25 protein-coding genes are annotated in these 23,467 nt (G+C 75.8%); 11 read left to right on the forward strand and 14 right to left on the reverse strand.

Annotation, left to right across the window (positions count from 1 at the left end; all coding sequences use genetic code 11):
• Position 1: 1 nt before the first annotated feature.
• On the reverse strand, positions 2–988 hold the full coding sequence (locus ACI79D_RS02650) for a rod shape-determining protein (protein ID WP_456916747.1): 987 nt from the start codon (positions 986–988) through the stop codon (positions 2–4).
• Between the two features lie 295 nt (positions 989–1,283).
• Here ACI79D_RS02650 and ACI79D_RS02655 point away from each other — a divergent pair, with 295 nt between their 5' ends.
• The gene (locus ACI79D_RS02655; RefSeq protein WP_456916748.1) at positions 1,284–1,988 is read left to right on the forward strand and encodes an RraA family protein; all 705 of its coding nucleotides are present in this window, start codon (positions 1,284–1,286) and stop codon (positions 1,986–1,988) included.
• A 32-nt stretch (positions 1,989–2,020) separates the two neighbouring features.
• On the opposite strand, the gene ACI79D_RS02660 is transcribed toward ACI79D_RS02655, so the two are convergent.
• The 4 genes from ACI79D_RS02660 to ACI79D_RS02675 form a co-directional block, all read right to left on the reverse strand.
• A complete protein-coding gene (locus ACI79D_RS02660) occupies positions 2,021–2,758 on the reverse strand; it encodes a hypothetical protein (RefSeq protein WP_456916749.1) in 738 nt (245 codons plus the stop codon).
• Between the two features lie 410 nt (positions 2,759–3,168).
• Complete coding sequence (locus ACI79D_RS02665) at positions 3,169–3,630, reverse strand: hypothetical protein (RefSeq protein ID WP_456916750.1); 462 nt, start codon at positions 3,628–3,630, stop codon at positions 3,169–3,171.
• A 267-nt stretch (positions 3,631–3,897) separates the two neighbouring features.
• Positions 3,898–4,857: an endonuclease/exonuclease/phosphatase family protein gene (locus ACI79D_RS02670; protein ID WP_456916751.1), complete on the reverse strand. Its 960-nt coding sequence runs from the start codon at positions 4,855–4,857 to the stop codon at positions 3,898–3,900.
• Positions 4,858–4,865: 8 nt separating this feature from the next.
• On the reverse strand, positions 4,866–5,951 hold the full coding sequence (locus ACI79D_RS02675) for a hypothetical protein (protein WP_456916752.1): 1,086 nt from the start codon (positions 5,949–5,951) through the stop codon (positions 4,866–4,868).
• Positions 5,952–6,122: 171 nt separating this feature from the next.
• On the opposite strand from ACI79D_RS02675, the gene ACI79D_RS02680 reads away from it, so the two are divergent.
• The 3 genes from ACI79D_RS02680 (at position 6,123) to ACI79D_RS02690 (ending at position 9,349) form a co-directional block, all read left to right on the forward strand.
• Positions 6,123–7,469, forward strand: a complete 1,347-nt coding sequence (locus tag ACI79D_RS02680; RefSeq protein ID WP_456916753.1) for a wax ester/triacylglycerol synthase domain-containing protein — start codon at positions 6,123–6,125, stop codon at positions 7,467–7,469.
• 160 nt (positions 7,470–7,629) lie between these two features.
• Complete coding sequence (locus tag ACI79D_RS02685) at positions 7,630–7,770, forward strand: hypothetical protein (protein ID WP_456916754.1); 141 nt, start codon at positions 7,630–7,632, stop codon at positions 7,768–7,770.
• Between the two features lie 388 nt (positions 7,771–8,158).
• Positions 8,159–9,349, forward strand: a complete 1,191-nt coding sequence (locus ACI79D_RS02690; protein WP_456916755.1) for a hypothetical protein — start codon at positions 8,159–8,161, stop codon at positions 9,347–9,349.
• 334 nt (positions 9,350–9,683) lie between these two features.
• Here the strand turns inward: ACI79D_RS02690 and ACI79D_RS02695 are convergent, their stop codons facing one another.
• On the reverse strand, positions 9,684–9,887 hold the full coding sequence (locus tag ACI79D_RS02695) for a hypothetical protein (protein WP_456916756.1): 204 nt from the start codon (positions 9,885–9,887) through the stop codon (positions 9,684–9,686).
• Positions 9,888–10,088: 201 nt separating this feature from the next.
• Positions 10,089–10,577, reverse strand: coding sequence for a single-stranded DNA-binding protein (locus tag ACI79D_RS02700; protein ID WP_456916757.1), 489 nt, complete (start codon positions 10,575–10,577; stop codon positions 10,089–10,091).
• Between the two features lie 200 nt (positions 10,578–10,777).
• On the opposite strand from ACI79D_RS02700, the gene recD2 reads away from it, so the two are divergent.
• A complete protein-coding gene (gene recD2 / locus ACI79D_RS02705) occupies positions 10,778–13,033 on the forward strand; it encodes an SF1B family DNA helicase RecD2 (protein WP_456916758.1) in 2,256 nt (751 codons plus the stop codon).
• A 112-nt stretch (positions 13,034–13,145) separates the two neighbouring features.
• A complete protein-coding gene (gene arr, locus ACI79D_RS02710) occupies positions 13,146–13,607 on the forward strand; it encodes an NAD(+)--rifampin ADP-ribosyltransferase (RefSeq protein WP_456916759.1) in 462 nt (153 codons plus the stop codon).
• 18 nt (positions 13,608–13,625) lie between these two features.
• On the opposite strand, the gene ACI79D_RS02715 is transcribed toward arr, so the two are convergent.
• From ACI79D_RS02715 to ACI79D_RS02725, 3 genes are all read right to left on the reverse strand, one after another.
• Complete coding sequence (locus ACI79D_RS02715; RefSeq protein ID WP_456916760.1) at positions 13,626–13,817, reverse strand: hypothetical protein; 192 nt, start codon at positions 13,815–13,817, stop codon at positions 13,626–13,628.
• A gap of 242 nt (positions 13,818–14,059) precedes the next feature.
• A complete protein-coding gene (locus ACI79D_RS02720; protein ID WP_456916761.1) occupies positions 14,060–14,518 on the reverse strand; it encodes a DUF5313 family protein in 459 nt (152 codons plus the stop codon).
• Positions 14,519–14,642: 124 nt separating this feature from the next.
• Positions 14,643–15,164: a MarR family winged helix-turn-helix transcriptional regulator gene (locus ACI79D_RS02725; RefSeq protein WP_456916762.1), complete on the reverse strand. Its 522-nt coding sequence runs from the start codon at positions 15,162–15,164 to the stop codon at positions 14,643–14,645.
• Between the two features lie 294 nt (positions 15,165–15,458).
• Between ACI79D_RS02725 and ACI79D_RS02730 the strand changes: the two genes are divergently transcribed.
• From ACI79D_RS02730 to ACI79D_RS02745, 4 genes are all read left to right on the forward strand, one after another.
• Positions 15,459–16,913, forward strand: coding sequence for a hypothetical protein (locus tag ACI79D_RS02730; RefSeq protein ID WP_456916763.1), 1,455 nt, complete (start codon positions 15,459–15,461; stop codon positions 16,911–16,913).
• A 67-nt stretch (positions 16,914–16,980) separates the two neighbouring features.
• Positions 16,981–18,030, forward strand: a complete 1,050-nt coding sequence (locus ACI79D_RS02735) for a PD-(D/E)XK nuclease family protein (RefSeq protein WP_456916764.1) — start codon at positions 16,981–16,983, stop codon at positions 18,028–18,030.
• 118 nt (positions 18,031–18,148) lie between these two features.
• Positions 18,149–18,562 carry a hypothetical protein gene (locus ACI79D_RS02740; protein WP_456916765.1) on the forward strand — a complete coding sequence of 138 codons (414 nt, stop codon included), beginning with the start codon at positions 18,149–18,151 and terminating at the stop codon, positions 18,560–18,562.
• Between the two features lie 138 nt (positions 18,563–18,700).
• Positions 18,701–19,507, forward strand: a complete 807-nt coding sequence (locus tag ACI79D_RS02745; RefSeq protein ID WP_456916766.1) for an alpha/beta fold hydrolase — start codon at positions 18,701–18,703, stop codon at positions 19,505–19,507.
• A gap of 37 nt (positions 19,508–19,544) precedes the next feature.
• On the opposite strand, the gene ACI79D_RS02750 is transcribed toward ACI79D_RS02745, so the two are convergent.
• The 3 genes from ACI79D_RS02750 to ACI79D_RS02760 form a co-directional block, all read right to left on the reverse strand.
• Positions 19,545–20,303, reverse strand: a complete 759-nt coding sequence (locus ACI79D_RS02750) for an SDR family oxidoreductase (protein WP_456916767.1) — start codon at positions 20,301–20,303, stop codon at positions 19,545–19,547.
• Positions 20,304–20,568: 265 nt separating this feature from the next.
• Positions 20,569–21,903 (reverse strand): MFS transporter, encoded by a 1,335-nt coding sequence (locus tag ACI79D_RS02755; RefSeq protein ID WP_456916768.1) that lies wholly within the window; start codon positions 21,901–21,903, stop codon positions 20,569–20,571.
• Between the two features lie 101 nt (positions 21,904–22,004).
• Complete coding sequence (locus tag ACI79D_RS02760) at positions 22,005–22,658, reverse strand: hypothetical protein (RefSeq protein ID WP_456916769.1); 654 nt, start codon at positions 22,656–22,658, stop codon at positions 22,005–22,007.
• A gap of 222 nt (positions 22,659–22,880) precedes the next feature.
• Between ACI79D_RS02760 and ACI79D_RS02765 the strand changes: the two genes are divergently transcribed.
• The gene (locus tag ACI79D_RS02765) at positions 22,881–23,150 is read left to right on the forward strand and encodes a carboxymuconolactone decarboxylase family protein (RefSeq protein WP_456916770.1); all 270 of its coding nucleotides are present in this window, start codon (positions 22,881–22,883) and stop codon (positions 23,148–23,150) included.
• Positions 23,151–23,172: 22 nt separating this feature from the next.
• Here ACI79D_RS02765 and ACI79D_RS02770 read toward each other — a convergent pair whose 3' ends face one another.
• Entirely contained in the window at positions 23,173–23,427 is a 255-nt protein-coding gene (locus tag ACI79D_RS02770; RefSeq protein ID WP_456916771.1) for a hypothetical protein, read from the reverse strand.
• Positions 23,428–23,467 lie beyond the last annotated feature (40 nt).

Below are 23,467 nucleotides of genomic sequence, written 5' to 3' on the forward strand. Positions count from 1 at the left end.
GTCAGCTCCGGCCGTAGGCGGCCAGCAGCGGGCGGTTGCGCAGCGCCCGAGCGGCGCCCTCGGCCACGCAGGTCAGGGGGTCCTCGGCGAGCTTGACCGGGAGGCCGAGCGCCCGTTCCAGCTCCGGCGCGAAACCCGGGACCAGCGACGACCCGCCGAACACCAGCACACCCTCGGCCAGCACGTCGGCGATCGCCTGCGGTGGGAGGTCGTCGAGGCAGGCGCTCAGCGTCCGGACGATCTCGTCGGTGATCGGCCGCACCGCGTCGGCCACCTCGGCCCCCTGCACCGTCGCCAGCCGCGGCCGGCCGGTGGCGGCGTCGCGGCCCTGCACGACCAGCGGGCCGTTGTCCTCCGTCCCGGAGCCGATCTTGAGCTGCTCGGCCTCCAGCTCGCCGACGTGCAGCTGGTGCTGCTCGCGCAGGTACCGGGAGACCGCCGTCGTCATCTCGTCGCCGCCCAGCTTGCTGGTCCGGTGCGCGAGCACCCCGCCGAAGCAGAACGCCACCGCCTCGGCGGTGCCGCCCCCGACGTCCACGACCATGTGCACCCGCCGCTCCAGCGGGTCGACGCCGCAGCCGACCGCGCCCGCGATCGACTCGTCCAGCGCCGTCACCGGGCGGATGCCGGCCTCCTCGGCGGCCTCGAGCAGGGCGCGGTGCTCCAGCGCGGTCGACCCGACGGGGACGCCGATCACGGCGCGGACCGGGGCCCACGCCCGCCGTCCCGCCTTCTGCAGGACCAGGCGCAGGTACAGCCGGGCGGTCTCCAGGTCGGTGACCACCCCGTCGTTGAGCGGCCGGACGGCGGCGAACCGGGCCGGGGCGCGACCGAGCAGGTCGGCCGCCTCCCGGCCGATGGCGAGCACCCGTTCGCGGCGGGCGCCGCCGCGGCGCAGCAGCATCACGGTCGGTTGGTCGTAGACGATGCCGCGGCGGAGGTCGCTGACGACCGTGTTGGCGGTGCCCAGATCGATGCCGAGATCCACCCCGTGCCTCCTGACCGCCGGCTGCCGTCCCAGTCTGGGACCGCTCCCGGACACGGTCCAGGACCCTCGCTCCCGGCTGTGCAGCACGAAGGTCCCTGGTCGGCGCGTCCGCGGCGCGGCGCGTCTTGCGGTGCGGGCGGCATCGACGGTCTCCTGGGCACCCGGCCGGGCGGCCGGGGGCCGTCCCGCGTCCGGGCCGGCGGGCGCGACGGGAGGACGGATCGACGATGACCAGCTCCGCCGAGGGGCCGCTCGCCCCGCAGACCCGCACCGCGGCGCGGCCGGAGGCCGCGGCGTGAGCAAGACGCACGCCCGGCAGTGGACGGTCGAGGAGACGGTCGAGCGCCCGCCGGCTGCGGCGGTCGCCGCCCTGGCCGGGTTCCCCACGACCCAGATCGCCGACTGCGGCGGGCCGGTCGGCGTGGTCGGCCCGGGGCTGGGCCGGCTCGCCGGGGGAGCGGAGTTCTGCGGCCCCGCGGTCACGGTGTGGACCCGGCCCGGGGACATCCTGTTCATGCTCACGGTGCCCGAGGTGACCCGGCCCGGGGACGTGCTCGCCGTAGACGGCGGAGGCCGGGCCGACGCCGCGATCCTCGGCGACATCCTCACCGGGGCGCTGGCGCAGCGGGGCGTCGTGGGCATCGTCGTCGACGGCGCGGTGCGCGACATCGACGGCATCGACGCGATCGGCGTGCCGACCTTCGCCCGCAACGCGCACCCCGCCACGGGCTCCAACGAGGGCCCCGGCGCGATCAACGTCCCGGTGCAGGTGGGCGGGGTCGCCGTGCACCCCGGCGACGTGGTCCGCGGGGACGCCAGCGGGATCGTCGTCGTCCCGCGGGAGCACCTCGACGCCGTGATCGAGCTGACCCGCGCGGTCGACCGGCGGGAGACGGCGTGGCGGCAGGCCATCGCCGGCGGCGCCACCGTGGCCGCGGCGACGGGGGCGGACGCCGTGCTGGAGGAACGCCGCCGTGCGACGGCGGTGCCCCTGCCCTGAGGCGGCGCCGGTGCGGCGCAGGACGCCGGGGCTCACCTCCCGACGGCAGCTCCCGCGGCGGCGCTGCGTGCCCGGCGGCGGTGCTCGGCCTCGGCGCGGTCCCGGATGTTGAGCAGCATCCGCCGCATCATCGGGTAGTCCCCGACCTCCATCAGCAGCACCGTGACCAGGACCCACGGCCGGCGCCACTCGTAGACGGTGTGCAGGCGGGTGACCAGCCGCGTCCGCCCGCCCGGCAGCGGCCGCAGCCGCCACGCCCACGTGCGGTTCGGCGTCCGCCACAGCAGCCACTCCGGGACGACGAAGCCGTCGACGCGGAACGCCGTCCGCTCCGACGGTCTCGGGACGAACGCCAGCCACTGCCCGACGTGCAGGTCCTGCAGCTCGGGGACGATCTCCCGGGCGCTGGGACGGGCGAAGTCGTCGAGCAGGTCGTCGGCGTACCAGCCGCCGCGTCGGTAGCCGACCTGGACCAGCCACGGCCACACCTCGTCGGGGGGCGCAGCGATCGTGACGGCGCGGGTGCAGCGGTACTGGGCGGAGGGGAACAGGTCGTCGCCGGGCATCGCGGCGGCGACCTCCTCCTCCGTGGCACCCCAGGTGCGGTGCCGGCGTCGCCGCAGCGGCGCGGCGAGGAACCGCGGCACGTCGCCGAGGACGTCCGCCACCTGGCGGGCGAGGGCCGCGGCGGTGATCGGGGGTGCCCGGTTCCCTGCGGGTGCGGCCGGCTCGGTCCGGTCCACCGGCCGGGAGCGCGACGTCGTCCTCACGGCTGCCTCCTCCGCTGCGCGACGGGGACGGGGAGATCGTCGACCCGCCGGCGGGCGTCCGGGAACGAGGACGCGCGAGTTCCGCAGGGGGCCCGGCCCGGGTGGGCGACCGCGCTCCGGCTGGTCCCGGCCGTCCTCCCGGCGGTGCTGCTCGCCGGCCTCCCGGCGGCCCTGCGTGCGGGCATCGGGCGGACGTTCACCGCCTGGCAGCTGGTCCTGTCCGCGCCCGGGGTCGCCGTCCTGCTGGTCGTCGCCGCGCTCGGCGGCCTGGCGGTGGCGACCGTCCGGGCGTGGGCGCTGGTCCGCGGCGGTGGTGCACGTCGGGGTCCGGGGGGACGACCCGGGCCCTCACCCCTCCGGCCCGGCCGTGAGCACCGGCCGGTGCCAGTTCCCGGCCGGTGCGCGCGCGGTCAGGCCATGGCGCCGGCCGAGGCCTCCTGCCGCGGGATCGAGGGCAGGCCGGCCCCCGTCCACGCCCACATGGTCCAGTGGTAGCTGCCGTCCTCGGCAACCTCGTACTCGAGGACGTCGGCGACCTCGGCCAGCCGCGCGAGCCGCCCGGTGGCCGTCGGGCAGGAGCCCCAGACCCCGAAGCTGGCCTGGTAACCCGGCCCGGTCTGGCGGCCCACGCCGCCGCCGACCCAGTCGGCGACGTCACCGTTCGTGCCGATCATGAGCACGTGGCCCTCACCGGCCAGGACGCCCCCGGGACGGAACGTCTGCCGGTAGGTGCCGGTGTCGGTGATCTCCTGCCCGAGGAGGGTGCCCCGCCCCTGGAAGGACACCTCCAGCCAGACCTGCTGCCCCTCGGAGGGCAGGACCCGGACGACGGTGAACCTCCCCGAGGACTCGCCCAGTCGATCGCCCAGCATGGCGTCCACCTCCTCCGCGCCGGTTCCGGCCGCGCGACGGCGGTGGAGCGGGCGCAGTCGACGTCTCCTACGTGGCCGGGACGCGCGGGGGACGCGAGCCGGGTCGTCCGGACCTGCCGACGACACGGCGGGTGTCCCGGCGGCTGCCCCGGGCGTCCACCGGTGCCGGGGAGCGCCGCTGGACGCCGCGGCCAGCCTGGTCCCCGCCGGAGGGGCGGGCCAGGGCCGGAAGGCACCGCCGGGGGGACGGGGCGGTGACCCGGGCCCTCACCCCTCCGGCCCGGTCGTGCCCGGAGGGCACGCGGTCCCGTCGCACGGGGGCCCGTCGTGCGCGGTCATGACCCCCCGCAGCGGGTCGTGGTCGGAGACCGCGGAGCCGGTGGCGTCGCCGTCCTGGCGCTGGTCCACGTGCCGCCGGTCCCCGAAGACGTAGTCGAGCTTCGCCGTGGCGTAGGTGGCCTCGTCGTGGACGCCGTCCCCGCCCGGCCGGTAGCGGTCCACCTCGGACATCGACCCGGTGCCGCGGTAGCAGCGGGCCGCGCCCGCGCCGAAGCGGCCGGAGTACCAGGGGCGCAGCCCGATCCCGACGGCGGCGTCGCCGCACCGCCGGACGTCGAGGTTCAAGTCGCCGCCGACGACGACCGTGCGGCCGGCGGCGACCCACCCGTCGACCAGTCGGGCCGCCGCGGTGGCCTGGGCCGCCGCCGTCGCCTGCGAGGTGGCGGTCAGGTGGGTCGTGCAGGTGCGCAGCGGGACGCCCACCCGGCCGTCGACGCACAGCAGCGTCCGGCGCTCGCCGCTCGCCTCCACCCCGAGCACGGAGGCCGAGGAGCCGTCCAGGACGTCGCTCCGGACCAGCACGGCCAGCCCCCAGGTGCGGTCCACCGACTGGCAGCGCGTGTCGGTCGTGGTGAACGTGGCGGAGAAGGACCAGACCCACGTCGGCGGCAGCGCGGCGACGACCATGTCGACGGTCGACCGGCACACTTCCTGCAGGGTGACCACGTTCGGGGACCCCGGCGCGGCGGTGATGCTCCGCGCGATGGCGCTCGCCCGCTGGGTGGGGGTCACGTCGCACGCGGCGTTGCCCCGCCCGAACTGGTCGCACGCGTTGAAGTCCCACACCAGCAGCCGGACGGACGCCGCCGCTGCCGGGGCCGGGGTCAGCAGGCCGAGACCCACGGTGAGGGCCAGTGCGACGGCCAGGGCGCGTGCTCGGGCTGTCATCGGCGTCCTCACCGGTAGCTGCACGAGGCGACGGAGATGCCCGCACCGACGGCGGGGAGCGACTCGACCCGGCTCGGCTGCCGCGCGCGGTCCCAGGCGATCAGCGCGGAGGCGCCCGGGTCCGCCTCGGTGTCCGGAGCCGCGATGCCCAGCAGGCGGCTGCCGTCGGCGGTGAGCGGCGCGACGTCCGGGGTGAAGCCCTCCTCGAGCGTCGTGCGCCCGGTGGCGACGTCGACCCGGAGGACCTGGAACCGGGCCGGGTCCTCCGCGGTGTCGGTCGGCCGCTGGTGCCGGATCGCCGCGAGCACCGTCGTCCCGTCGGCGGACCAGTCGACGTCGGACACGAAGTCGGTCCCGGGCGCCGTGTGGACGACGGTGTCCGCGCCGGTGCGCCGGTCGCGGATGCGCAGCGTGTACACGACGGTGCCGGGCCGCACCTCGACGGCCAGGGCGTAGGCCACCCGGCCGCCGTCCGGGCTGAGCGCCACCTCGGGAACGGCGCTGAACAGGTGCGGGTCGACGTCGGCGGCGGGCGGCAGCGGGGCGTCGGCCCGGAGCGAGGTCAGGTCCACCACCGTCACGCTGTTGACGTCGAGCCCGGTGTCGGGGTGCGGCTCGACGGTGTGCGCCGCCGCCAGGTGGCGGCCGTCGCCGGAGATCCCGATGTCGACGGTGCCGGGCAGCCGGGCCACCTCGGTGACCTCGCCGGTGAGGAGGTCCAGTCGTTCGACGACGCCCGGCGTCTCGGGGGCGTCAGCCTGCACCCGGCCGCTGCTGCGCAGGGAGTACACCGACCGCCCGTCGGGGCTGATGACGGCGCCGAGGTGGACCCCGTCGTCGGTCAGCGGCCGGGTGCTGCCGTCGACGTGCAGGGCCCAGGTGTCGTGGCCCACGACCGCGGGGCTGTCCGCCGGCGACGGGCTCGGGGCCTGCCCGGTGAACACCCCGACGACCGGGCCGGCCCCGGGGCAGCCGTGCAGGCCGGTCAGCGGTGCAGCGGGGGCGGCCACGGGCGGGGCGCACCCGGGCAGCACGGCGACCAGCAGGGCGAGTGGTGCCGCGGCGCTGCGCGGCGGTGTGGGCCTGCGGATCACCGACCGTGCTCCCCACCGGGCCGTCCCGTGGACCGGACGGACCCACGGTAGGGACGTCCGGCGCGCGGAGGGGAGGGGTTCGGACACGCCCGGTCCCGGACCCGGCCGGCCGTCCTGCCGGGACCGCGGAGGCGGTTGTCCGGGCCGTCGTCGACCGGGCACGCTGCCTGGGTGCAGGTCCCACTGACCGCCGAGGACCGGGCGATCCTGGCCCTCGAGGGTCCGGAACTGGTCGGGCACACGTGCAAGGTGGTCCGCCTGCCGGCGGGTGCGCCGACCCTGGGCGAGCTGCGCGACGCGGTGACCCGCAGGCTGCCGGACGCGCCGCGGCTGACCTGGCGGCTGGCCGGTCCGGCCGAGGATCCGGTGTGGGCTCCGGACGAGGCGATGGACGTCGCCGCGCACGTCGGAGCCGTCGTCGCGGCCGCCCCGCTCGACCCGGCAGGGGTGCGCACCGAGGTGGCGCGGTTGTTCGTCGAGCACCTCGACCGGCGCCGGCCGCTGTGGCGGATGGACCTGGTCGGGCCGCTGGAGGGCGGGGGAGCGGTCCTGGTGTGGCGGGTGCACCACGCCCTGGCCGACGGCACGACGCTGATGCGCCTGGCCCACGACGTCCTGTGGGACCCGGCGCCGCGGACGGTGGCCGATCGGCCCGCCGCCGTCCCCGGCCCGAGGCCGGCAGTCCCCGGCCCGAGGCCGGCAGTCCCCGGCCCGAGGCCGGCGGGGGCCGCCGCCGTGCCGGGGTCGCCCGGGCAGGTGCCGGGGCGCCGTGCCCTCGCCGGCGTCCTGACCGGCGAGCTCCTGCCCGGCGTGCGCCGCTCCCCGTTCGACGCGCGGGTGGGACACGGCCGCGCGGTGGCGTTCGCGGGGACCTCGCTGTCCGCCCTGCGCGACGCCGCCCGCGGGCTGGCCGGCGCGACGGTGAACGACGCGGTGCTCGCCGTCGTCGCGGGCGCCCTGCGCCGGTGGCTGGAGCACGGTTCCGGGCCGCTCCACGGGCTGCGCGTCAAGGTGCCGGTGACCCTCCACCACGACGGCGACTCGGCCGGCAACCGCGACTCGTACTTCCGGGTGGACCTCCCCGTGGACGAGCCCGACCTCGTGGCGCGGCTGACCGCCGTCCGGGCGGAGACGGCGCTGCGCAAGGCGCGTCACGACGCCCAGGAGCTGGACGAGCTGATGCAGCGGATGGCCCGCCTCTCGCCGCGCCTGGCCGGCTGGTCGCAGCGACTGCAGCGCTGCGGCCGCGCGTTCGCGCTCAACGTGTCCAACGTCCGGGGCCCCGAGCAGGAGGTCACCGTCCTCGGCGCGCGGGTCGGCGCCGTCCACTCACTCGCCGAGGTCGCCCAGCACCACGCCCTCCGGGTCGCCGTGGTCTCGGTCGCCGACCGGCTGGGGTTCGGGCTGGTCGCCGATCCCGCGGTGGTCGAGGACCTGGACGTGCTCGCCGGCGCCCTCGAGCGGGAGGCGGCCGAGCTCGTGCGCGCCGGTACGGGGACGTCACCAGGTCGCCGGTGACCCCCGCCGACGGGGAGGGTGGACCCCACGCGGAAATGGGGTGACCGCCTCCGGAATTGCGGGGGTCTGCTCGGTGTCGACCATTCCGCGCGCTCGCCATCCTCTTTTCCAGGCACCACACGGGAAACGGGTTCCCGGGCCTGGAACGAGGGAGTGCACCATGTTCGACGAGGACGAGTACGGCGACGACTGGGGCAGTGACTGGGAGGACAGCGAGGACAGCCTCTACGACGAGTCCGACGACTGTTCCGACCACGACGAGTACGACGACTACGACGACGAGTTCTCCGGCGACTACTGACCGCCCGCGGCGTGGCCCGGCCCCGTCCGGGCCACGCCGCACCCCGCGAGTGCCGAGCGAGCCGGTCCGTCCCGCCCGGCAGCGCCGGTGCCGTGTCGCCGGAGCGGCGGCCGCCGCCGATCGAGAGCTGCGACGACCCCCCCGAGCCCTGGTGGCGTGGCCCTGTCCACCCGGCCACCGCCTTCACCTCACGACCGACCGCCCGGCCCTGCAGGAGCAGCGTGCACGAGGCCGCGGTCCGTCCCGTGGGCGTCGCGCCCGACCCGGCCGCCCCCCCGGTGCGAGCCCCTGAGGCAGGCCTGCCCCGCCCCGCCGGGAGACCCCTCGGCCTCCTGCCCGGGACGTGCGGCACGCCGGCTCTCCCGACACGACGAGGACGACGCGTGAGATGACCGCCCATCGATCCGAACCCATCGGCGCCCGCCGGGCGACGGCCGAGGTCCGGGAGCTGCTCGACCGGTGCAGCGAGGGTGCCGCCGTCCACGACCGGCAGGACCTGGTCGAGCGACTCGCCGCAGCCCGCTGGGCGCTGGAGTCGCCGGTCCCGACCGGTGGCGCCGTCCGTGACGCCGCGGCTGCCGTCCTGCGCGCGAGCGACTCGCTGGAGGTCGACCTCCGCGCCCGACGTGCGCACCTGACCGACCCCGGCCGCGCCCGCCGGCTGCAGGCCGAGCTCGCCGACGCCCGCACCCGCCGGGAGGCGTTCGAGTCACGCGCCCAGGCGTGGTCGGCCGTGCTGGGGGAGGGCTTCGCCGCCCTCGGCTCCGACCTGGAGTTCGAGGTGCGGATGTCCACCCGCGCGGTGCAGGCCGAGGCCGACACCACGATCGTGTCGAGCGATCCCGGCCGGCACGGCACGGAGCTGGAGAGCTGGCTGCGGGGGCGCCTGGTGTACGAGGCCGACCGGATCCTCGCCCGGCTGTACGACGACGCCCGCGCCGTCGCCACGCGGCTATCCGAACAGCTGGGACTGGCTGCCCCGGAGGTCCCGACGCCGCCGGTGCTGCCGGGTGCGCAGCTGGTCGCCGACCTCCGTCCGCACACGCCGCCGGTCCTGGGCGCGCAGTCCCTCGCCTTCCGCCTGCTCAGGGTCGTGATGCCCAGCTACGGCGGCATCATGATGACCTTCGTCCTCTCCCGGCTGATGGGCGTGGAGCTCCCGGGCTGGGTGATCGCCGCGGCCGCCGTGCTCGGTGCGCTGGCGACCGGTGGCGCCGCGCTCCTCGGGGACCGCCGGCGTCAGCTCGAGCGGCGCCGCAGCGAAGCCCGCGCCATGGTCCGGGCGCTCCTCGACGACCACCAGCTCGTGCTGGGCAAGCAGGTGCGCGACACCCAGCGGGTGCTGCAGAGCCGGCTGAAGACAGCCACCTCCACCGTGGTCAGCACCCACCTCCGCTCCCTGTCCGACCGGCTCGACGCGGCGAGCACGGCCGCGAAGGGAGCCCGTCGCGCGGCGGACGAGATCGCCGGCGTCGATGCCGACCTCGGGTCGATCGCCACGCTGCGGGACCGGGCGCGGGCCCTCCTCGACCCGCCGGCCGGTGAGGCCCCGGTACGCCGGCTGGTCCCCGTCGCCTGATCCCCGCGACTCCCTCCGCCGTCGCAGGGGAGTCGGAGGGCGTTCCCACGAGGATGCCGACGGCCGGTGCGGAGAATGGCATCTCCGCGGCCGGACGCGCGTCTTCGTGATGACGGTGAGTGCATCCACCCGCCATTCTCTCCGCGAGGTGGTGGCATGAGGAAATGGCGTCCCGCTCGGCGCAGAACGGCGCACCCGGCATTCTCGTTCTGCCTCGGACGAGGATGCCGGGTGTTCGTGGGATCGACCGGGGCGCGCGGCTCCCGACGGGGATGTGTGCGGTGTGCGTGACCTCCTCAACCCACGGTCGTGCGGGCCGAGCGGTGGGGAGCCGTCACGCGGTGAGCGGAGGGCGTCGCGCCGGGGTGGGGCGGAGGGGCGCGGTGCGGCGCTGCAGCCGGGTGTGCGGCGACTGGTTGGCGTACCCGGAGGGCAGCGAGGTGCACGAGGTCGTGCTGTCGGCGGGAGCCGAGCGGGCGTCGGCCGGTCCGGACAGGTGGACGTACAGGATGCGGTCCGACGGGTCGTAGGTGTTCATCGGGAGCCTCCTGGTCGTCGTTCTCTCGGGAACCAGGATCGGCCCGCGCGGGGACGGGCGCGGTCGAGCCAGCCCCCGGACCACCGGCGCGGGCCCCCGTGCTGCGGCGGGGGACATCCCCCCACGAGCCCTCGGGGCGGCCTCCGGCCCGTGCCGGCGGCACCGCCGTCCTCCCGGACGCGGTGCCGCCGGCGCCGGGGCTCAGAAGGGCGGCTCCTCGCTGCCGCCGCCGACGGGCGCCGCCCACGGATCCGGCGAGCCGCCCCGCCCGGCCTCGACGCGACCGTCCCCCGCGCCGGAGCCGCCGCCGGCTCCACCGCCGGACCGGGAGACCTTGGCGACCGACGCGGTCGCGTACCGCAGCGACGGGCCGATCTCGTCGACCTCCAGCTCGACGACGGTGCGCTTCTCGCCCTCCTTGGTCTCGAAGGACCGCTGCTTGAGGCGCCCCTGGGCCATGACCCGCGAGCCGCGGGTGAGGGACCCCGCGACGTTCTCGGCCATCTGCCGCCAGCAGCTGCAGCGCAGGAAGAGCGCCTCGCCGTCCTTCCACTCCTGGGTCTGGCGGTCCAGCGTGCGGGGCGTGGACGCGATGGTGAAGTCGGCGACCGCCGCTCCCGAGGGCGTGAAGCGCAGCTCGGGGTCGCTGGTCAGGTTGCCGATGATGGTGATGACTGTGTCTCCGGCCATGATCCGGTCCTCCGTGTCGTCGGTGCCTCGGGCGAGCGCCGCGAGGCTACGAGGACCGGCTGACACTTCCCGCGGCCCGGCCGAACGCCCTGGTCCCGGGCAGGACCCCGGAACTGTCCCCGGGCGGTGGCACCATCCCCCGCCGGACGGCGCGGCGGCGAGGGGACGGGGCGAGGGGACGGCAGGTGCAGGTGGGGGAGGTGCGGACCGGAGCGGTCCTGGAGGCGACACTGGAGCGGATCACGTACGCCAACGCCCAGACCGGCTACACCGTGGCCCGGGTGGACACCGGGCGCGGCGGGGACCTGGTCACCGTGGTCGGCTCGCTGCTCGGCGCCCAGCCGGGGGAGACGCTGCGGCTGCGGGGCCGGTGGGGGGCGCACCCCCAGTACGGCCGGCAGTTCCAGGTCGAGGACTACACCACCGTGCTGCCCGCCACGGTGCAGGGCATCCGTCGCTACCTGGGCTCGGGGCTGGTCAAGGGGATCGGCCCCAGGCTGGCCGAGCGGATCGTCGACCACTTCGGCACCGACGCGCTCCAGGTCATCGAGGAGCAGCCGGACCGGCTGGCCGAGGTCCCGAACCTGGGCCCCAAGCGGACCCGGCTGATCACCGCGGCCTGGGAGGAGCAGCGGGCCATCAAGGAGGTGATGGTGTTCCTGCAGGGCATGGGCGTCTCGACCTCGCTGGCCGTGCGCATCTACCGGCAGTACGGCGACGCCTCGATCGGCGTCGTCCGTGCCGAGCCCTACCGCCTGGCCGCCGAGGTGTGGGGCATCGGGTTCCGGACGGCGGACACGGTCGCCGCCGCGGTGGGCATCCCGCACGACAGCACCCAGCGGGTCGAGGCGGGGCTGCAGTTCGTCCTCTCCGAGGCGACCGGGCAGGGGCACTGCTTCCTCCCGGCGACCGAACTCGTCGCGCGGGCGGTGGAGATCCTGCAGGTCCCGGCCGACCTGGTGGGGCACTGCCTGGCCCTGCTGGTCGCCGAGGACGGCGTGATGCGCGAGGAGCTCCCCGGTGCCGACGGGGAGCCCGACACGGTCGCGTACTACCTCGTCCCCTTCCACCGGGCGGAGGTCTCCCTGGCCGCGGGGCTGCGGAGGCTGGCGGGCGCCGACACCGACCGGCTGCCGGCCTTCGCGACCGTGGACTGGGACGCCGCGCTGGCCTGGCTGCACCGGCGCACCGGCGTGGAGCTCGCTGGAGGCCAGCAGGAGGCGGTGCGCCTGGCGCTGACCGAGAAGGTCGCCGTCCTCACCGGTGGCCCCGGCTGCGGCAAGAGCTTCACCGTGCGCTCGATCGTCACCCTCGCGGCGGCCAAGGGTGCGCGCGTCGTGCTGGCCGCGCCGACCGGCCGGGCGGCGAAGCGGCTGACCGAGCTGACCGGGGTCGAGGCGGTCACGGTGCACCGGCTGCTGGAGCTGCGCCCCGGCGGGGACGCCGCCTTCGACCGGGAGCGGCCGCTGCAGGCCGACCTGGTGGTCGTCGACGAGTCCTCGATGCTGGACCTGCTGCTGGCCAACAAGCTGGTGCGGGCCGTTCCGCCGGGCGCGCACCTGCTGCTGGTGGGCGACGTCGACCAGCTGCCCTCGGTCGGCGCCGGCGAGGTGCTGCGCGACCTGCTCGCCGAGGGCACGCCGATCCCGCACGTGCGCCTGACGCAGGTGTTCCGGCAGGCCAGCCGGTCGGGGGTGGTGACGAACGCCCACCGGATCAACACCGGCGCCCCTCCGCAGGTCCGCGGTCTCGACGACTTCTTCCTGTTCAGCACCGACGATGCCGAGGAGGCCGCGCGGCTCACCGTGGACGTCGTCACGCGCCGGATCCCGGCCCGGTTCGGCCTCGACCCGCGCCGCGACGTCCAGGTGCTGACCCCGGTGCACCGCGGGCCGGCCGGCGCCGCGGCGCTCAACGAGCTGCTGCAGGAGGCGCTCACCCCCGCGCGGCCGGACCGGGCCGAGAAGCGGTTCGGCGGCCGGGTGTTCCGGGTGGGGGACAAGGTCACCCAGATCCGCAACGACTACGACAAGGGCGCGCACGGGGTCTTCAACGGCACCCAGGGCGTCGTCACCGCCATCGACGCGGTCGCGCAGACCCTCACCGTCGTCACCGACGAGGACGAGGCGATCGATTACGACTTCGGCGAGCTCGACGAGCTGGTGCACGCCTACGCCGTCACCGTCCACCGCTCGCAGGGGAGCGAGTACCCCTGCGTCGTCGTCCCGCTGACCACCAGCGCGTGGATGATGCTGCAGCGCAACCTGCTCTACACCGCCGTCACCCGGGCCAAGCGGCTCGTCGTCCTCGTCGGCTCCCCGCGGGCGCTGGGCCAGGCGGTGCGGGCGACCGGCTCCGGCCGCCGGCACACCGCCCTGGCGCACCGCCTGCGCGGTGGACGGCCCCGCACCGACCCCGCGCGGGTCCCGCTGGCCGTCGGGTCGGGCGGCGCCTAGCGCCGCTCCGGCGTCCCTGGAGCGGTCCGCTCGAGGCGCCCCCTTACGGTGGCGGTGCGGTGGGGGCCGTCGCCCGGCGCGGCCGGCCGCGGTGTCCGAGGAGAGGACGGCGATGGGCGAGGACAGCGGCACCCATGTCCCCGTGACCTACGACAGCTGCCAGCGCATCGAGGGCCCGTTCTTCCACGGGACGAGGTCCGCGCTCGAGGTCGGCGACGAGCTGGTTCCCGGCTTCGGCTCGAACTTCCAGGCGGGCCGGGTGTCGAACCACATCTACTTCACCGCGCTCGTGGACACCGCCGCCTGGGGGGCGGAGCTGGCGACCGCGCTGGCGGGGAACGGGGAGCGGGGACGCATCTACGTCGTGGAGCCTCTGGGGCCCTTCGAGGACGACCCGAACGTGACGAACAAGAGGTTCCCCGGCAACCCCACGCAGTCCTACCGCACCCGCGATCCACTGCGCGTCGTCCGCGAGGTGGACGACTGGGCGGGCCACGACCCGGAGGTCGTGAAGGGGATGCTGGACCAGCTGGCGCTGCTGCGGGAGCAGGGGCTCGACGTCATCGAGGACTAGGACGTGCGGCGCCCGTGGTCACGGCGTCTGCGCGCGTCGCGCTCGCCGGTGTCGGGCCAGGACCACCAGCAGCTCGGCCACGACCGACCCGAGGAAGATGACCGCTCCCCACAGCCACGCGTCCTGGGTCAGCGCGGTGACCACCCCGACGGTGCCCACGACGCCCAGCAGGAGCAGGGGCCAGTCGACCGCTGCCTGCGGCCGGTTCACGCCGTGGCCACGGACGGCCGAGGGAGCGGAGCCCGAACCGCGTGGTGGGCCATGCCGGCCATGATCCGTCGGCGCGATCACCCGGGCAATCCACTGCTGGTCGCCGGGAGCGAGTGGCGCCGTCCCTGAGGGCCGTCGCCGGGTCCGCCCACACCGTCGGAGGAGCGGTCGGCCAGCCGGACGGCGGTGTCCCGCCCGCCGAGCACCTCCTGGGAGGAGGTCGGGACAGCCGGCCCGGCCGGTCAGTGACCCTGGCGGTCGCGGTAGCGGGCGGCGCGCCTGGCGTTGGCGGCCCGGCGGCGCTCGCTGTCCCGCAGGTCCCGCTCGCGGGCGGCCCGCTCGCGGACGGCGGTGGCGGTTCCCGCCGGGTAGCCGGCCTTCACGACGCGGTTCTCGGTGGTCTCGGGCATGTAGGCCAGCGAGTAGATGAGCCCGAGGAAGATGCCGCCGCCGGCGACCGCCGCGCGCAGCCCCAGCGGAGCCGGCAGGAAGACCACGATCAGCGCGATCGGGATCGACATCTGCACCAGCATGCGGGCGATGTGCCGCAGCCCCCAGGTGCCGGTGGTGGTGTCGTGCAGCACCCAGCCGCGGTGGCGCTCGGGCAGGCCGCCGCCGAGGGCGTACCAGAGCCAGCGGTGCGGCGCCGGTCGGACGACGGGCTCGGCCGGCCGGCCGGGCTCCGCGGTGGGGTGGGTCATGGCGGCTGGACGCTCCTGCTCGCTGACGGGCACACGTCGATGGTGCACCGGAATGGTAAGTCCGCAAAGGGTTGGGGCACTAACTGTTAGTCGTCCAACAGCCGTGGGGCGGTGTGGGCGTCGGTCAGGCGACCGTGGCGGTGGGGGACTCCGCCGTGTCCTCGGTCGCGGGACTGCTCAGCGCCTGCTGCGCGGCCGCGATCACCTCGGTGAGCACGCCGTGCAGCTCCATCAGCTTCTCCACCGGCAGGCCCAGGCGCTCGACGATGCCGGCGGGGATCTGCTCTGCCTGCTCGCGCAGCGCCACGCCCTCCTCGGTCAGCGCCAGCGCCAGGTTCCGCTGGTCCTTCGGGTCCCGCTCCCGGCGCAGCAGGCCGGCCGTTTCCAGCCGCTTGAGCAGCGGGGACAGCGTGCCGGGATCCAGCTGCAGCAGGCCCGAGAGCGCCTTGACCGACAGTGACCCGTGCTGCCACAGCGCGAGCATCACGAGGTACTGCGGATGGGTCAGGCCGAGCGGCTCGAGCACGGGCCGGTAGACGGCGATCACGTTGCGGGCGGCCACCGCCAGGGCGAAGCAGACCTGCCGGTCCAGGGCGAGGACGTCCTCGGAGGCGGGCAGTGGCTGGGGTGTCTGGCCGGTCGTCACCGGTCCAGCCTAGAGCCATGGGGGTACCAAGCATTGGCTCACCAACCGTTTCCGCACGTCGCCGACGTTGCCCGGTTGTGCCGCGACCGACGGCATCGGCGGCCCGCACGACCGCCGCGCTCGCGTCCTGCGCCGGATTACGCCGACAGCGAACGGCCGACACGCCGTGCGGACCGGTGACCTGGCATTTCGTCACCGACGCCGCGATGTGCTTGCGCGGGGCCGCCGAGATGTGTCAGCACCCGTTTCTAGCGTTCGGGTCGACATCTTCCCCATGTCGACAAGGAGTGCACCATGGCCGTCTCCGGCCTCAAGACCCGCCAGCCCACCGGTCGCGTCCCGTGGCCGTGCATCCTCCTCGAGGGCGAGGAGAAGGCGGGCAAGAGCTGGGCCCTGGCCCAGTTCAGCAGCAGTGACAGGATCGGCGCCCTGTACTGGATCGACCTCAACGAGGGCGCCGGCGACGAGTACGGCGCGGTCCCCGGCGCGAAGTACCAGCTCGTCGAGCACGACGGCTCCTACGCCGCGGTGCTGGCCGCCGTCCAGGCGGTCAAGGCCGAGGCCCGCCGTGCCGCCGACGCCGGTGAGCCGCCGGTGGTGCTCGGCATCGACACCGGCTCGGCGATCTGGGACGGCCTGAAGGACTGGGCCAGCGACCGGGCCTCGAAGTCGACGCGCAACCGCGAGCTGCTCAAGCGCGACCCCAACGCCGAGATCACCATCAGCCAGAACCTCTGGAACGACGCCGGCTCCCGCTGGCGCAAGCTGCAGACCGAGCTGCTGACCTTCCCCGGCATCGTCGTCGTGACCGCGCGGGGCAAGGAGGTCACCGAGGTCGACGCCAACGGCCGGCCGGTCGAGGGGCAGAAGACCTGGTCGGTGCAGACCCACCGGGAGTTCCCGTACGCGGCGACGGTGTGGATGCGGCTGCGCCGGGGACGGCGGCCGCTGCTCGTCGGCGCGCGCAGCGTGCACGTCGGGATCAAGCCCAACACCGACCCGGCCAAGGAGGTCACCGACCCGGCGGCGACCGGCCGGCTGCTGGAGTGGCTGGTCTTCGACGCGCTCCGGTGCGACCCGGGCACCGCGCACGTCCGCGACCTCGTCGCCTTCCACGGCGGCGGGCTGCTCGACCACGAGCGGACCGACGAGGCCGCGGCCGGCCGCCCGGCTCCCCGGGCCGGCGGACGGGGTGAGCCCGACGTCGCCGACCTGGTCGCGCGGATCGGCGACGCCGCGGACGACGACGAGCTGCGCGAGGTCTGGGGTGCGGCCAACCGCGCCGGGCTGCTCCAGGTCGAGGTGCCGACCCCCGGCGGCTCGTACACCGTCGGCGAGCTGGTCCAGGCCCGGCACGAGGAGTTCATCGAGGCGTCGATGAAGGCCCACCCGGCGGGGCGCCGCCGGGCCCCGGCCGCTCCGCCCGCGCCCACGACGCCGGCCGCGGTGGTCGAGGCCGCCCGCGCCGCCGCCGCGGCCGCCCGCCCGGACGCCGGCCAGGAGGCCGCCACGGCCAACCCGCTGCTGGAGGCCTCGCCGACCCCGGACGACCCGCGGGAGCGCCGGCTCAACGCCGCCCGCCGGGGCGTGCTGGCCAGCCTGGAGACCCTGGGCGTGACCGGGGAGGAGATCGGCGCCCGCTTCGGCCGGCCGGTCGAGCAGGTGGCGACCAAGCGGCTCACCGCCCTCGTGCGCGAGGTCATCGCCACGCAGCGGGCCGGCCTGGCCGGCCAGCAGGAGATCGCGTGACCGACACCGCCGGAGCGGGGCCGGACCCCCGGCCCCGCTCCACCACCCCCGACCCGAGGACGCCGCGATGACCGCCGTCCTGCCCGCCCGTCCCAGCGCCGCCGAGCGACGGGCGGCCCCCAGCCTGGCCGCCGCGGTCCGCGACCTCGACAGCCGGCGGGCCCGCTCCCGGCAGCGGATGATCGGCGCCTCCGAGCTCGGCGAGTGCCGGCGGCGGGCGGCCTACCGCATCGCCCGCCGCCGTCCGACCAACCCGCGCACCGGACTGCAGGCCTTCATCGGCACCGAACTGCACCGCGGCGTGCTGCGCGCGCTGCGCCGCCAGTACGGCGGCCTGACCGAGGTCCGCCTCCAGGGCGAGCAGGTCAAGGGACGCTGCGACTGGTGGCACGCCCCGGTCGTCGAGGACCTCAAGACGACGTCCCGGTTCGGCTTCGAGCGGGTCCTCACCCGCGGGGTCCCGGTCCGGCACTGGTTCCAGGTCGCGGTCTACGCCTGGCTGCTGCGCACCGGGCAGACCGCCGACCGCCGGCTGGAGGCCGGCACCGGGCAGGACGTCGACGGACTGCGCCTGCGCTACCTGTCCCGCGACTCGGGGGAGGACGTCGTCTTCGAGGCCGACGCCGACCCGTCGCTGACCGCCGAGGCGATCATGTGGCTGACCGACGTCTACGCCACCGTCGAGGACGACGGGGCCGAGGCCGTTCCGCGGGACGGGTTCGGGCCCGGGGTGGACGCCATGTGCGACTGGTGCCCGTTCCTCGACCTGTGCTGGGGCCCGCCGGTGGACCCGGAGACCGAGGGCGAGGTGTCCCGCCAGTCCCGCCTCACGGTGACCGACGCGGACTACGTCGGCGCGGTGCACGACTACGACGCCTGGCGGGCCGCGGAGAGCGAGGCCCGGCGGCACAAGGAGTACGCGCGGGAACGGCTGCGGGGCCGGTCCGGTCCGGCCGACGACCTGCACTGCGAGTGGTCCGGCGGCGGGCTCCGCACGCAGGTGGACAAGGACGCCGCGGTCGAGCGGCTGGTCGAGCTCGGCGAGGTGGTGCCCACGCGGCGGACCCGCAGCCCGCAGACGATCCGCGTGACCCGCAAGGGCACGCAGCCCGACTGAGTGCCGGGGACGCCACGGACGGCCTAGGATCGAACACCTGTTCGACACGTCGGACCGACCCCGCCGAGCCGCGCCGGTGCGAGGGGGCCGGTCGGCCCCGATCCCGAGGAGGCCCCGAATGACCCCCGTCTCCACGTCCGCCCACCCGTTCAGCCGAGCCGCCGGCGAGGTCGCCTGGCGCTGCGTGTGCGGGAAGAGCCGCGGCGCCGCCGTCCACCGCGGCGTGGAGCCCCCGGCCCGGCCCGCGCCGCCGCCGCCCGCGGTCACCGTCTCCACGTCCTCCCTGCCCGCGGGTGAGCCCGTCCTCACCACGGACGTCGTCGGCAGCGACTTCGGCCTCCCGCTGGTCCGGCCGGCCAGGAGCCGGCAGGGGGGCCGGATCCGCGTCGTGCGCGCGCACTGCCGGGCGCACGGGGGAGTGGTCGTGTGGTTCACCGACGGCACCAAGACCCCGCCGATCCACGGACGCACCGCGTGGATCGTCGCCGAGCCCGAGGTGGGGGAGGACCCACCGGTCCGCGTGCCGGCGTGAGCCCCGACGCCTGACCGTTCCCGGCCGCGGGGACCTGGTCGGTGCACCGCGCTCGGGGACGGTCATCCGTCGGGGATGAGGCGCGGGTCGGGCGCGCGGTCTTGAGTGCCTCGGAGCGGCACCTCCCGAGGAGTGCAGATGTCTCGTCCCACCTCTCCCACCGACGTCACCGTCGTGCTGGTGCACGGCGCCTTCGCCGACGCCGCCGGCTGGAGCGGCGTCATCGCGGCGCTGCAGCAGCGCGGCCACCCGGTGGTGGCACCGCCCAACCCGCTGCGCGGGCTGGCCGCGGACTCCGCGTACATCGCGTCCGTCCTCGGCCAGATCGACGGCCCCGTCCTGCTGGTCGGCCACTCCTACGGCGGAGCGGTGATCACCAACGCCGCGACCGGCGCCCCGAACGTCCTCGGCCTGGTCTACGTGGCCGCGTTCGCCCCCGACGAGGGCGAGGCCCTGGGCGCGGTCGCCAGCGGCTCCAAGGACAGCGTGCTCGACAGTGCGCTCGTCCCCCGCCGGTACCCGACCGGCCCGGACGGGCAGGCGGCGACGGAGTTCGGCGTCGACCCGGCGAGGTTCCACGAGGCCTTCGCGGCGGACCTGCCCGTGGAGCAGACGGCCGTGCTGGCCGCCACCCAGCGGCCCATCGCCGAGGCCGCCTTCACCGACCTCTCGGGGCCCCCGGCCTGGAAGCGGCTGCCGTCCTGGGCGGTGGTCACCACCGGCGACCTGACCGTGGGGACGGACATCGTCCGCTCCATGGCCCAGCGGGCCGGCGCGCAGATCGTCGAGCTCGAGGGCTCGCACGCGATCCTCATCTCCCGGCCGGACGTCGTGACCGACGTGATCGGCACGGCGCTCGAGGCCGTGGCAGAGGCCGCAGCGGGCCTCCCCACACCCCGGCGCCCGCAGGCGACGGCGGAGCAGGCGGCGACCCGGACGCCGTGACGGCGGCCGCGTCGCTGCGCCGGGAACCGCGCCGGCGTCAGGCCCGCACGCCCGCCGACTGGCGCAGCCAGTCCTCGAACCGGGTGCTGCCGTGGAGCGCGCCGGTCTCCGGCAGGAGGGTCCGCTCGTCCAGGGGGGCGCCGAAGTAGCGGGCGCCGGGATCGGCCACCACCTCGCGGGGGTCGCCGTGCGCGCGCAGCAGGCGGGCCACGAGTTCGTCGAGGCGGAACTCCTCCGGCCCGGCCACCTCCACGGTGGCCGTCAGCGGGGCGCCGACAGCGGTCCGGGCGACGGTCGCCGCGACGTCCTCGGCGGCGATGGGCGCGACCAGCACGGGGGCCAGCCGGACCGTGCCGTCGAGGGTGGCCCCCTGCGCGATGCCGGAGAGGAACTCGAAGAACTGGGTCGCGTGCACGATCGACCAGGGGATCGGCCCGCTCTCGATGAGGTCCTCCTGGGCGATCTTCGCGCGCAGGTAGCCGCTCCCCGACAGGCGGCGGACCCCCACCACGGACAGCGCCACGTGGTGGGCGACGCCCGCGGCGGCCTCGGCGGCGAGGATGGTGCGGGTCGACGTGGTGAAGAACGACAGGGCCGCCGCCTCGTCGAGGGACGGGGAGTTGGACACGTCGACCACGACCGGCCCGCCGTCGAGGACCTCGGCCAGCCCCCGGCCGGAGAGGGTGTCGACGCCCGTGGCGGGGGAGGCGGCGATCGCCTCGTGCCCCTGGGCGGTGAGCAGCGTGACGACCTTCGACCCGATGAGCCCGGTGCCGCCGATGACGACGATCCGCATGGTCTTCCTCCGTGGACGGGGACGGGGACCTCAGTTCCGGCCGCTCCACGGTGTCGCCCCGGCGCCGGAGGACGTCGACGGCCGCGCACCGCGGCGCCCGCCCGGCCAGCGTAGGAACGCCGTCCGGGGCCCGGTCAGAGCCGAACGTCACGCGCGGTCGACACCGGACAGGCCGCACGGCCGCCCTCGACCCGTGGACCGGGGGCCTCCTGCGGGCGCGCGGGGTCGGTGCCGGCCGGCGGCGCCCCGAGCCGGCCGGCGTGGGTCACCGGGGGGCGCGCTCCGTCGGGCCCGTGGTGGCCGGGTCGGCGTGCAGGTCGGTCCGCGCGGTCTCCGGCGCCAGGAGGACGCAGACCGCGGTGAGGACGAGGACCGCCACCACGTAGAGGGAGACCGCCAGCGAGGTGTCGTAGCGGTCGATGAGGGCCACCGAGATGATCGGGGCGAGGGCGCCGCCGAGGATCCCCGCCAGCTGGTAACCCATGGAGGCGCCGGTGTAGCGGACCCTGGTCGGGAACAGCTCGGCGATGAACGAGGCCTGCGGGCCGTACATCGCGGCGTGGAAGAACAGCGCGACCACCGTGGCGAGGACGATCAGCGCGAAGCGGCCGGTGTCGAGCAGGGCGAAGAACGCGAAGACCCAGATCGCGGCGCCGACCGCGCCGAACAGGTACACCGGTCGGCGTCCGAACCGGTCCGACAGCACGCCGAACCAGGGGATGAGGAAGACCTGCACCGCGGCGGCGATGAGGACCGCGTTGAGCGCGTAGCTGCTCGGCAGCCCCAGGTACGTCGCGACGTACGTCGTGACGAACAGGATGAAGGTGTAGAAGGCCACGTCGACGCCGATCCGCGCGCCGATCGCGAGCAGCACCCGCTTCGGGTACCGGCGCAGGACGTCGACGATCGGGGCCTTGACCTCGGCGTCGTGCTCCTGGACCTCGCGGAACAGCGGGCTCTCGGCGATCGTCAGCCGGATCCACAGCCCGACGAGCACCAGCACGCCGCTGAGCAGGAACGGGATCCGCCACCCCCAGTCGACGAAGGCCGAGTCCGAGGTCACCGCGCCCACCAGCGCCAGGACCCCGTTGGCCAGCAGCAGCCCGATCGGCACCCCGACCTGCGGCCAGCTGGCGTTGAGCCCGCGCCGGTGCGGAGCGCCGGACTCCAGCGTCATCAGGACCGCGCCGCCCCACTCGCCGCCGAGCCCGAGGCCCTGCAGGAAGCGCATCGCCACCAGCAGGACCGGGGCCCACACGCCGATGGACCCGTAGGTGGGCAGCACGCCGATCAGGAAGGTGGCGATGCCCATGATCAGCAGCGTCACCACGAGCACGTTCTTCCGGCCGAGCTTGTCGCCGTAGTGGCCGAAGACGATCCCGCCCAGCGGCCGGGCCACGAACCCGACCGCGTACGTCGTGAACGCGAGCAGCGTGCCGACCAGCGGGTCGAAGCTGGGGAAGAAGATCTGGTTGAAGACGAGCGCGGCGGCCGTGCCGTAGATGAAGAAGTCGTACCACTCGAGGGAGGTGCCCACGAGGCTGGCGACGATGACGCGACGGACGGACGAGACCTGGGCGGTGCCGGCGGACCGGGACATCGGACCTCCCTCGGGACGTGCTCCGGGCCGGAGTGGTTCCAGCACAGACCGGTGCGCGTCGCCGCGCAACAACAGGCGACCAGGCCGCCGGCGCAGCGGCGTCAGCCCTCCGCCGTCGCCGAGGGGGGAGCGGTGGCGTGCGCGGGCGCCGCGGCGCGGTCGTCCTCGCGTGCCGGGCGCGGCAGACCCAGGTCGTCCATGGCCTGCTCGTAGCAGGCGTGCAGCAGGTGCAACCGGTCGACCAGCCGGTGCACGTACTCCTCGGACCGGCGGGGCAGCGCCGGCTCGCTCATCAGGTCCCAGAACAGCCAGGAGACCTCCTGGCCCCAGCCCGACCACACGTCGTCGATGCGTGCGGAGGGCACCCCCAGCGCCCGCGTGAAACGGACGGCGACCGCGCGCCTGAGCCGTGCCGTGCGCGCGCGGTGGCGGAGGGCCGCCTCGCGGTGCCGCCGCCACTCCGTGGCCGAGACCCGCCACCTGCCCACTGCGGGGGGACGCTCCACCACCAGGCCGATCGCCCGGCCCAGCAGCGGCACGAGCACGTGCCGCTGGCCGTCGGAGAGCTGGTCGTTGGCGCCCCGCAGCACGGTGGCCAGCTCGTTGTCCACGCACCGGGGGCGGTCGGTGAAGACCTCGCCGGCCAGCAGCGAGGTGTACTCCATGAAGCAGGCGCCCCGGGCCGGGCTGCGGTGCTTCCCCCGGCCGAGGACCGGCATCCCGGTCGGGGCCGTGGTGCGGGCGTGATCGGACATGGCGACCTCCTGCTCGTCCACCGTCGTGGGGAGATGGTTCCCCCCACCGGCGCGTTGCGGGGCGTGCGGCGACGCGCCTGTCGTCGTCGATCCCGCCCGGGCAGGCGGGAGACCGGTCGGCGGGCACGTCGCACGTCGCGGCCCTGCGTCGTCCTCATGACGTGAGCGATCCAGGGACGACCCGGTCGGTCGAGGACGCGGCCGCGGTGTTCGAGGACCCAGGTGCGGCTGAACCTCGTCGCCGCGTGGCGGGACGCCGCGGTCTTCACCGAGGCCGAGCGTGCCGCCCTCGCCCTCACCGAGGAGGGCACGCGGATCGCCGACGCCGCCACCGGTGTCAGCGAGGACGCCTGGCAGGCCGCGCGCAAGCACTTCGACGACGAGCAACTGGCGGCCCTGATCACCGAGATCGCCGTGATCAACGCCTACAACCGGCTGAACGTGATCGCGGGCACCCCTGGCGGCTCCTACCAGCCCGACCAGTTCGCCTGACCCGGCGTCCCGGACCGGCCGGCTACCGGGCCAGGCGCAGCGCGGGGACGGCGGGGGCAGGGCCGTCGGCCGGTGCCGACCCTCCGGGGAGGACGACGAGCGCTGGACGCGCACCGGCCGCGCGGGGTCCGCCGAGCCGGACGGCGAGGGAGGTGTTCGCGTAGCCGGCCGGCAGCCGGTGGCACTCGTCGCCGGCTGCCGGCGGCGCCGGGGGAGCGGCGGGGTCCTGCGCCAGGTGGACGTAGACGATGCGGTCGGCGGGGTCGTAGGTCCTCATCTCGTCCTCGCCTCCTCCCTGGGGCCGCCGGTGCGGTGGC

Source organism: Geodermatophilus sp. SYSU D00708, assembly GCF_054050115.1.

What these genes read in the sequence shown, in the direction of transcription:
- ACI79D_RS02665 (WP_456916750.1), bottom strand. Translation starts at nt 3,630, where the DNA reads ATGCTGGGCGATCGACTGGGCGAGTCCTCGGGGAGGTTCACCGTCGTC.
- ACI79D_RS02670 (WP_456916751.1), bottom strand. Translation starts at nt 4,857, where the DNA reads ATGACAGCCCGAGCACGCGCCCTGGCCGTCGCACTGGCCCTCACCGTG.
- ACI79D_RS02685 (WP_456916754.1), top strand. Translation starts at nt 7,630, where the DNA reads ATGTTCGACGAGGACGAGTACGGCGACGACTGGGGCAGTGACTGGGAG.
- ACI79D_RS02690 (WP_456916755.1), top strand. Translation starts at nt 8,159, where the DNA reads ATGACCGCCCATCGATCCGAACCCATCGGCGCCCGCCGGGCGACGGCC.
- ACI79D_RS02695 (WP_456916756.1), bottom strand. Translation starts at nt 9,887, where the DNA reads ATGAACACCTACGACCCGTCGGACCGCATCCTGTACGTCCACCTGTCC.
- ACI79D_RS02700 (WP_456916757.1), bottom strand. Translation starts at nt 10,577, where the DNA reads ATGGCCGGAGACACAGTCATCACCATCATCGGCAACCTGACCAGCGAC.
- arr (WP_456916759.1), top strand. Translation starts at nt 13,146, where the DNA reads ATGGGCGAGGACAGCGGCACCCATGTCCCCGTGACCTACGACAGCTGC.
- ACI79D_RS02720 (WP_456916761.1), bottom strand. Translation starts at nt 14,518, where the DNA reads ATGACCCACCCCACCGCGGAGCCCGGCCGGCCGGCCGAGCCCGTCGTC.
- ACI79D_RS02730 (WP_456916763.1), top strand. Translation starts at nt 15,459, where the DNA reads ATGGCCGTCTCCGGCCTCAAGACCCGCCAGCCCACCGGTCGCGTCCCG.
- ACI79D_RS02735 (WP_456916764.1), top strand. Translation starts at nt 16,981, where the DNA reads ATGACCGCCGTCCTGCCCGCCCGTCCCAGCGCCGCCGAGCGACGGGCG.
- ACI79D_RS02740 (WP_456916765.1), top strand. Translation starts at nt 18,149, where the DNA reads ATGACCCCCGTCTCCACGTCCGCCCACCCGTTCAGCCGAGCCGCCGGC.
- ACI79D_RS02745 (WP_456916766.1), top strand. Translation starts at nt 18,701, where the DNA reads ATGTCTCGTCCCACCTCTCCCACCGACGTCACCGTCGTGCTGGTGCAC.
- ACI79D_RS02750 (WP_456916767.1), bottom strand. Translation starts at nt 20,303, where the DNA reads ATGCGGATCGTCGTCATCGGCGGCACCGGGCTCATCGGGTCGAAGGTC.
- ACI79D_RS02755 (WP_456916768.1), bottom strand. Translation starts at nt 21,903, where the DNA reads ATGTCCCGGTCCGCCGGCACCGCCCAGGTCTCGTCCGTCCGTCGCGTC.
- ACI79D_RS02760 (WP_456916769.1), bottom strand. Translation starts at nt 22,658, where the DNA reads ATGTCCGATCACGCCCGCACCACGGCCCCGACCGGGATGCCGGTCCTC.
- ACI79D_RS02770 (WP_456916771.1), bottom strand. Translation starts at nt 23,427, where the DNA reads ATGAGGACCTACGACCCCGCCGACCGCATCGTCTACGTCCACCTGGCG.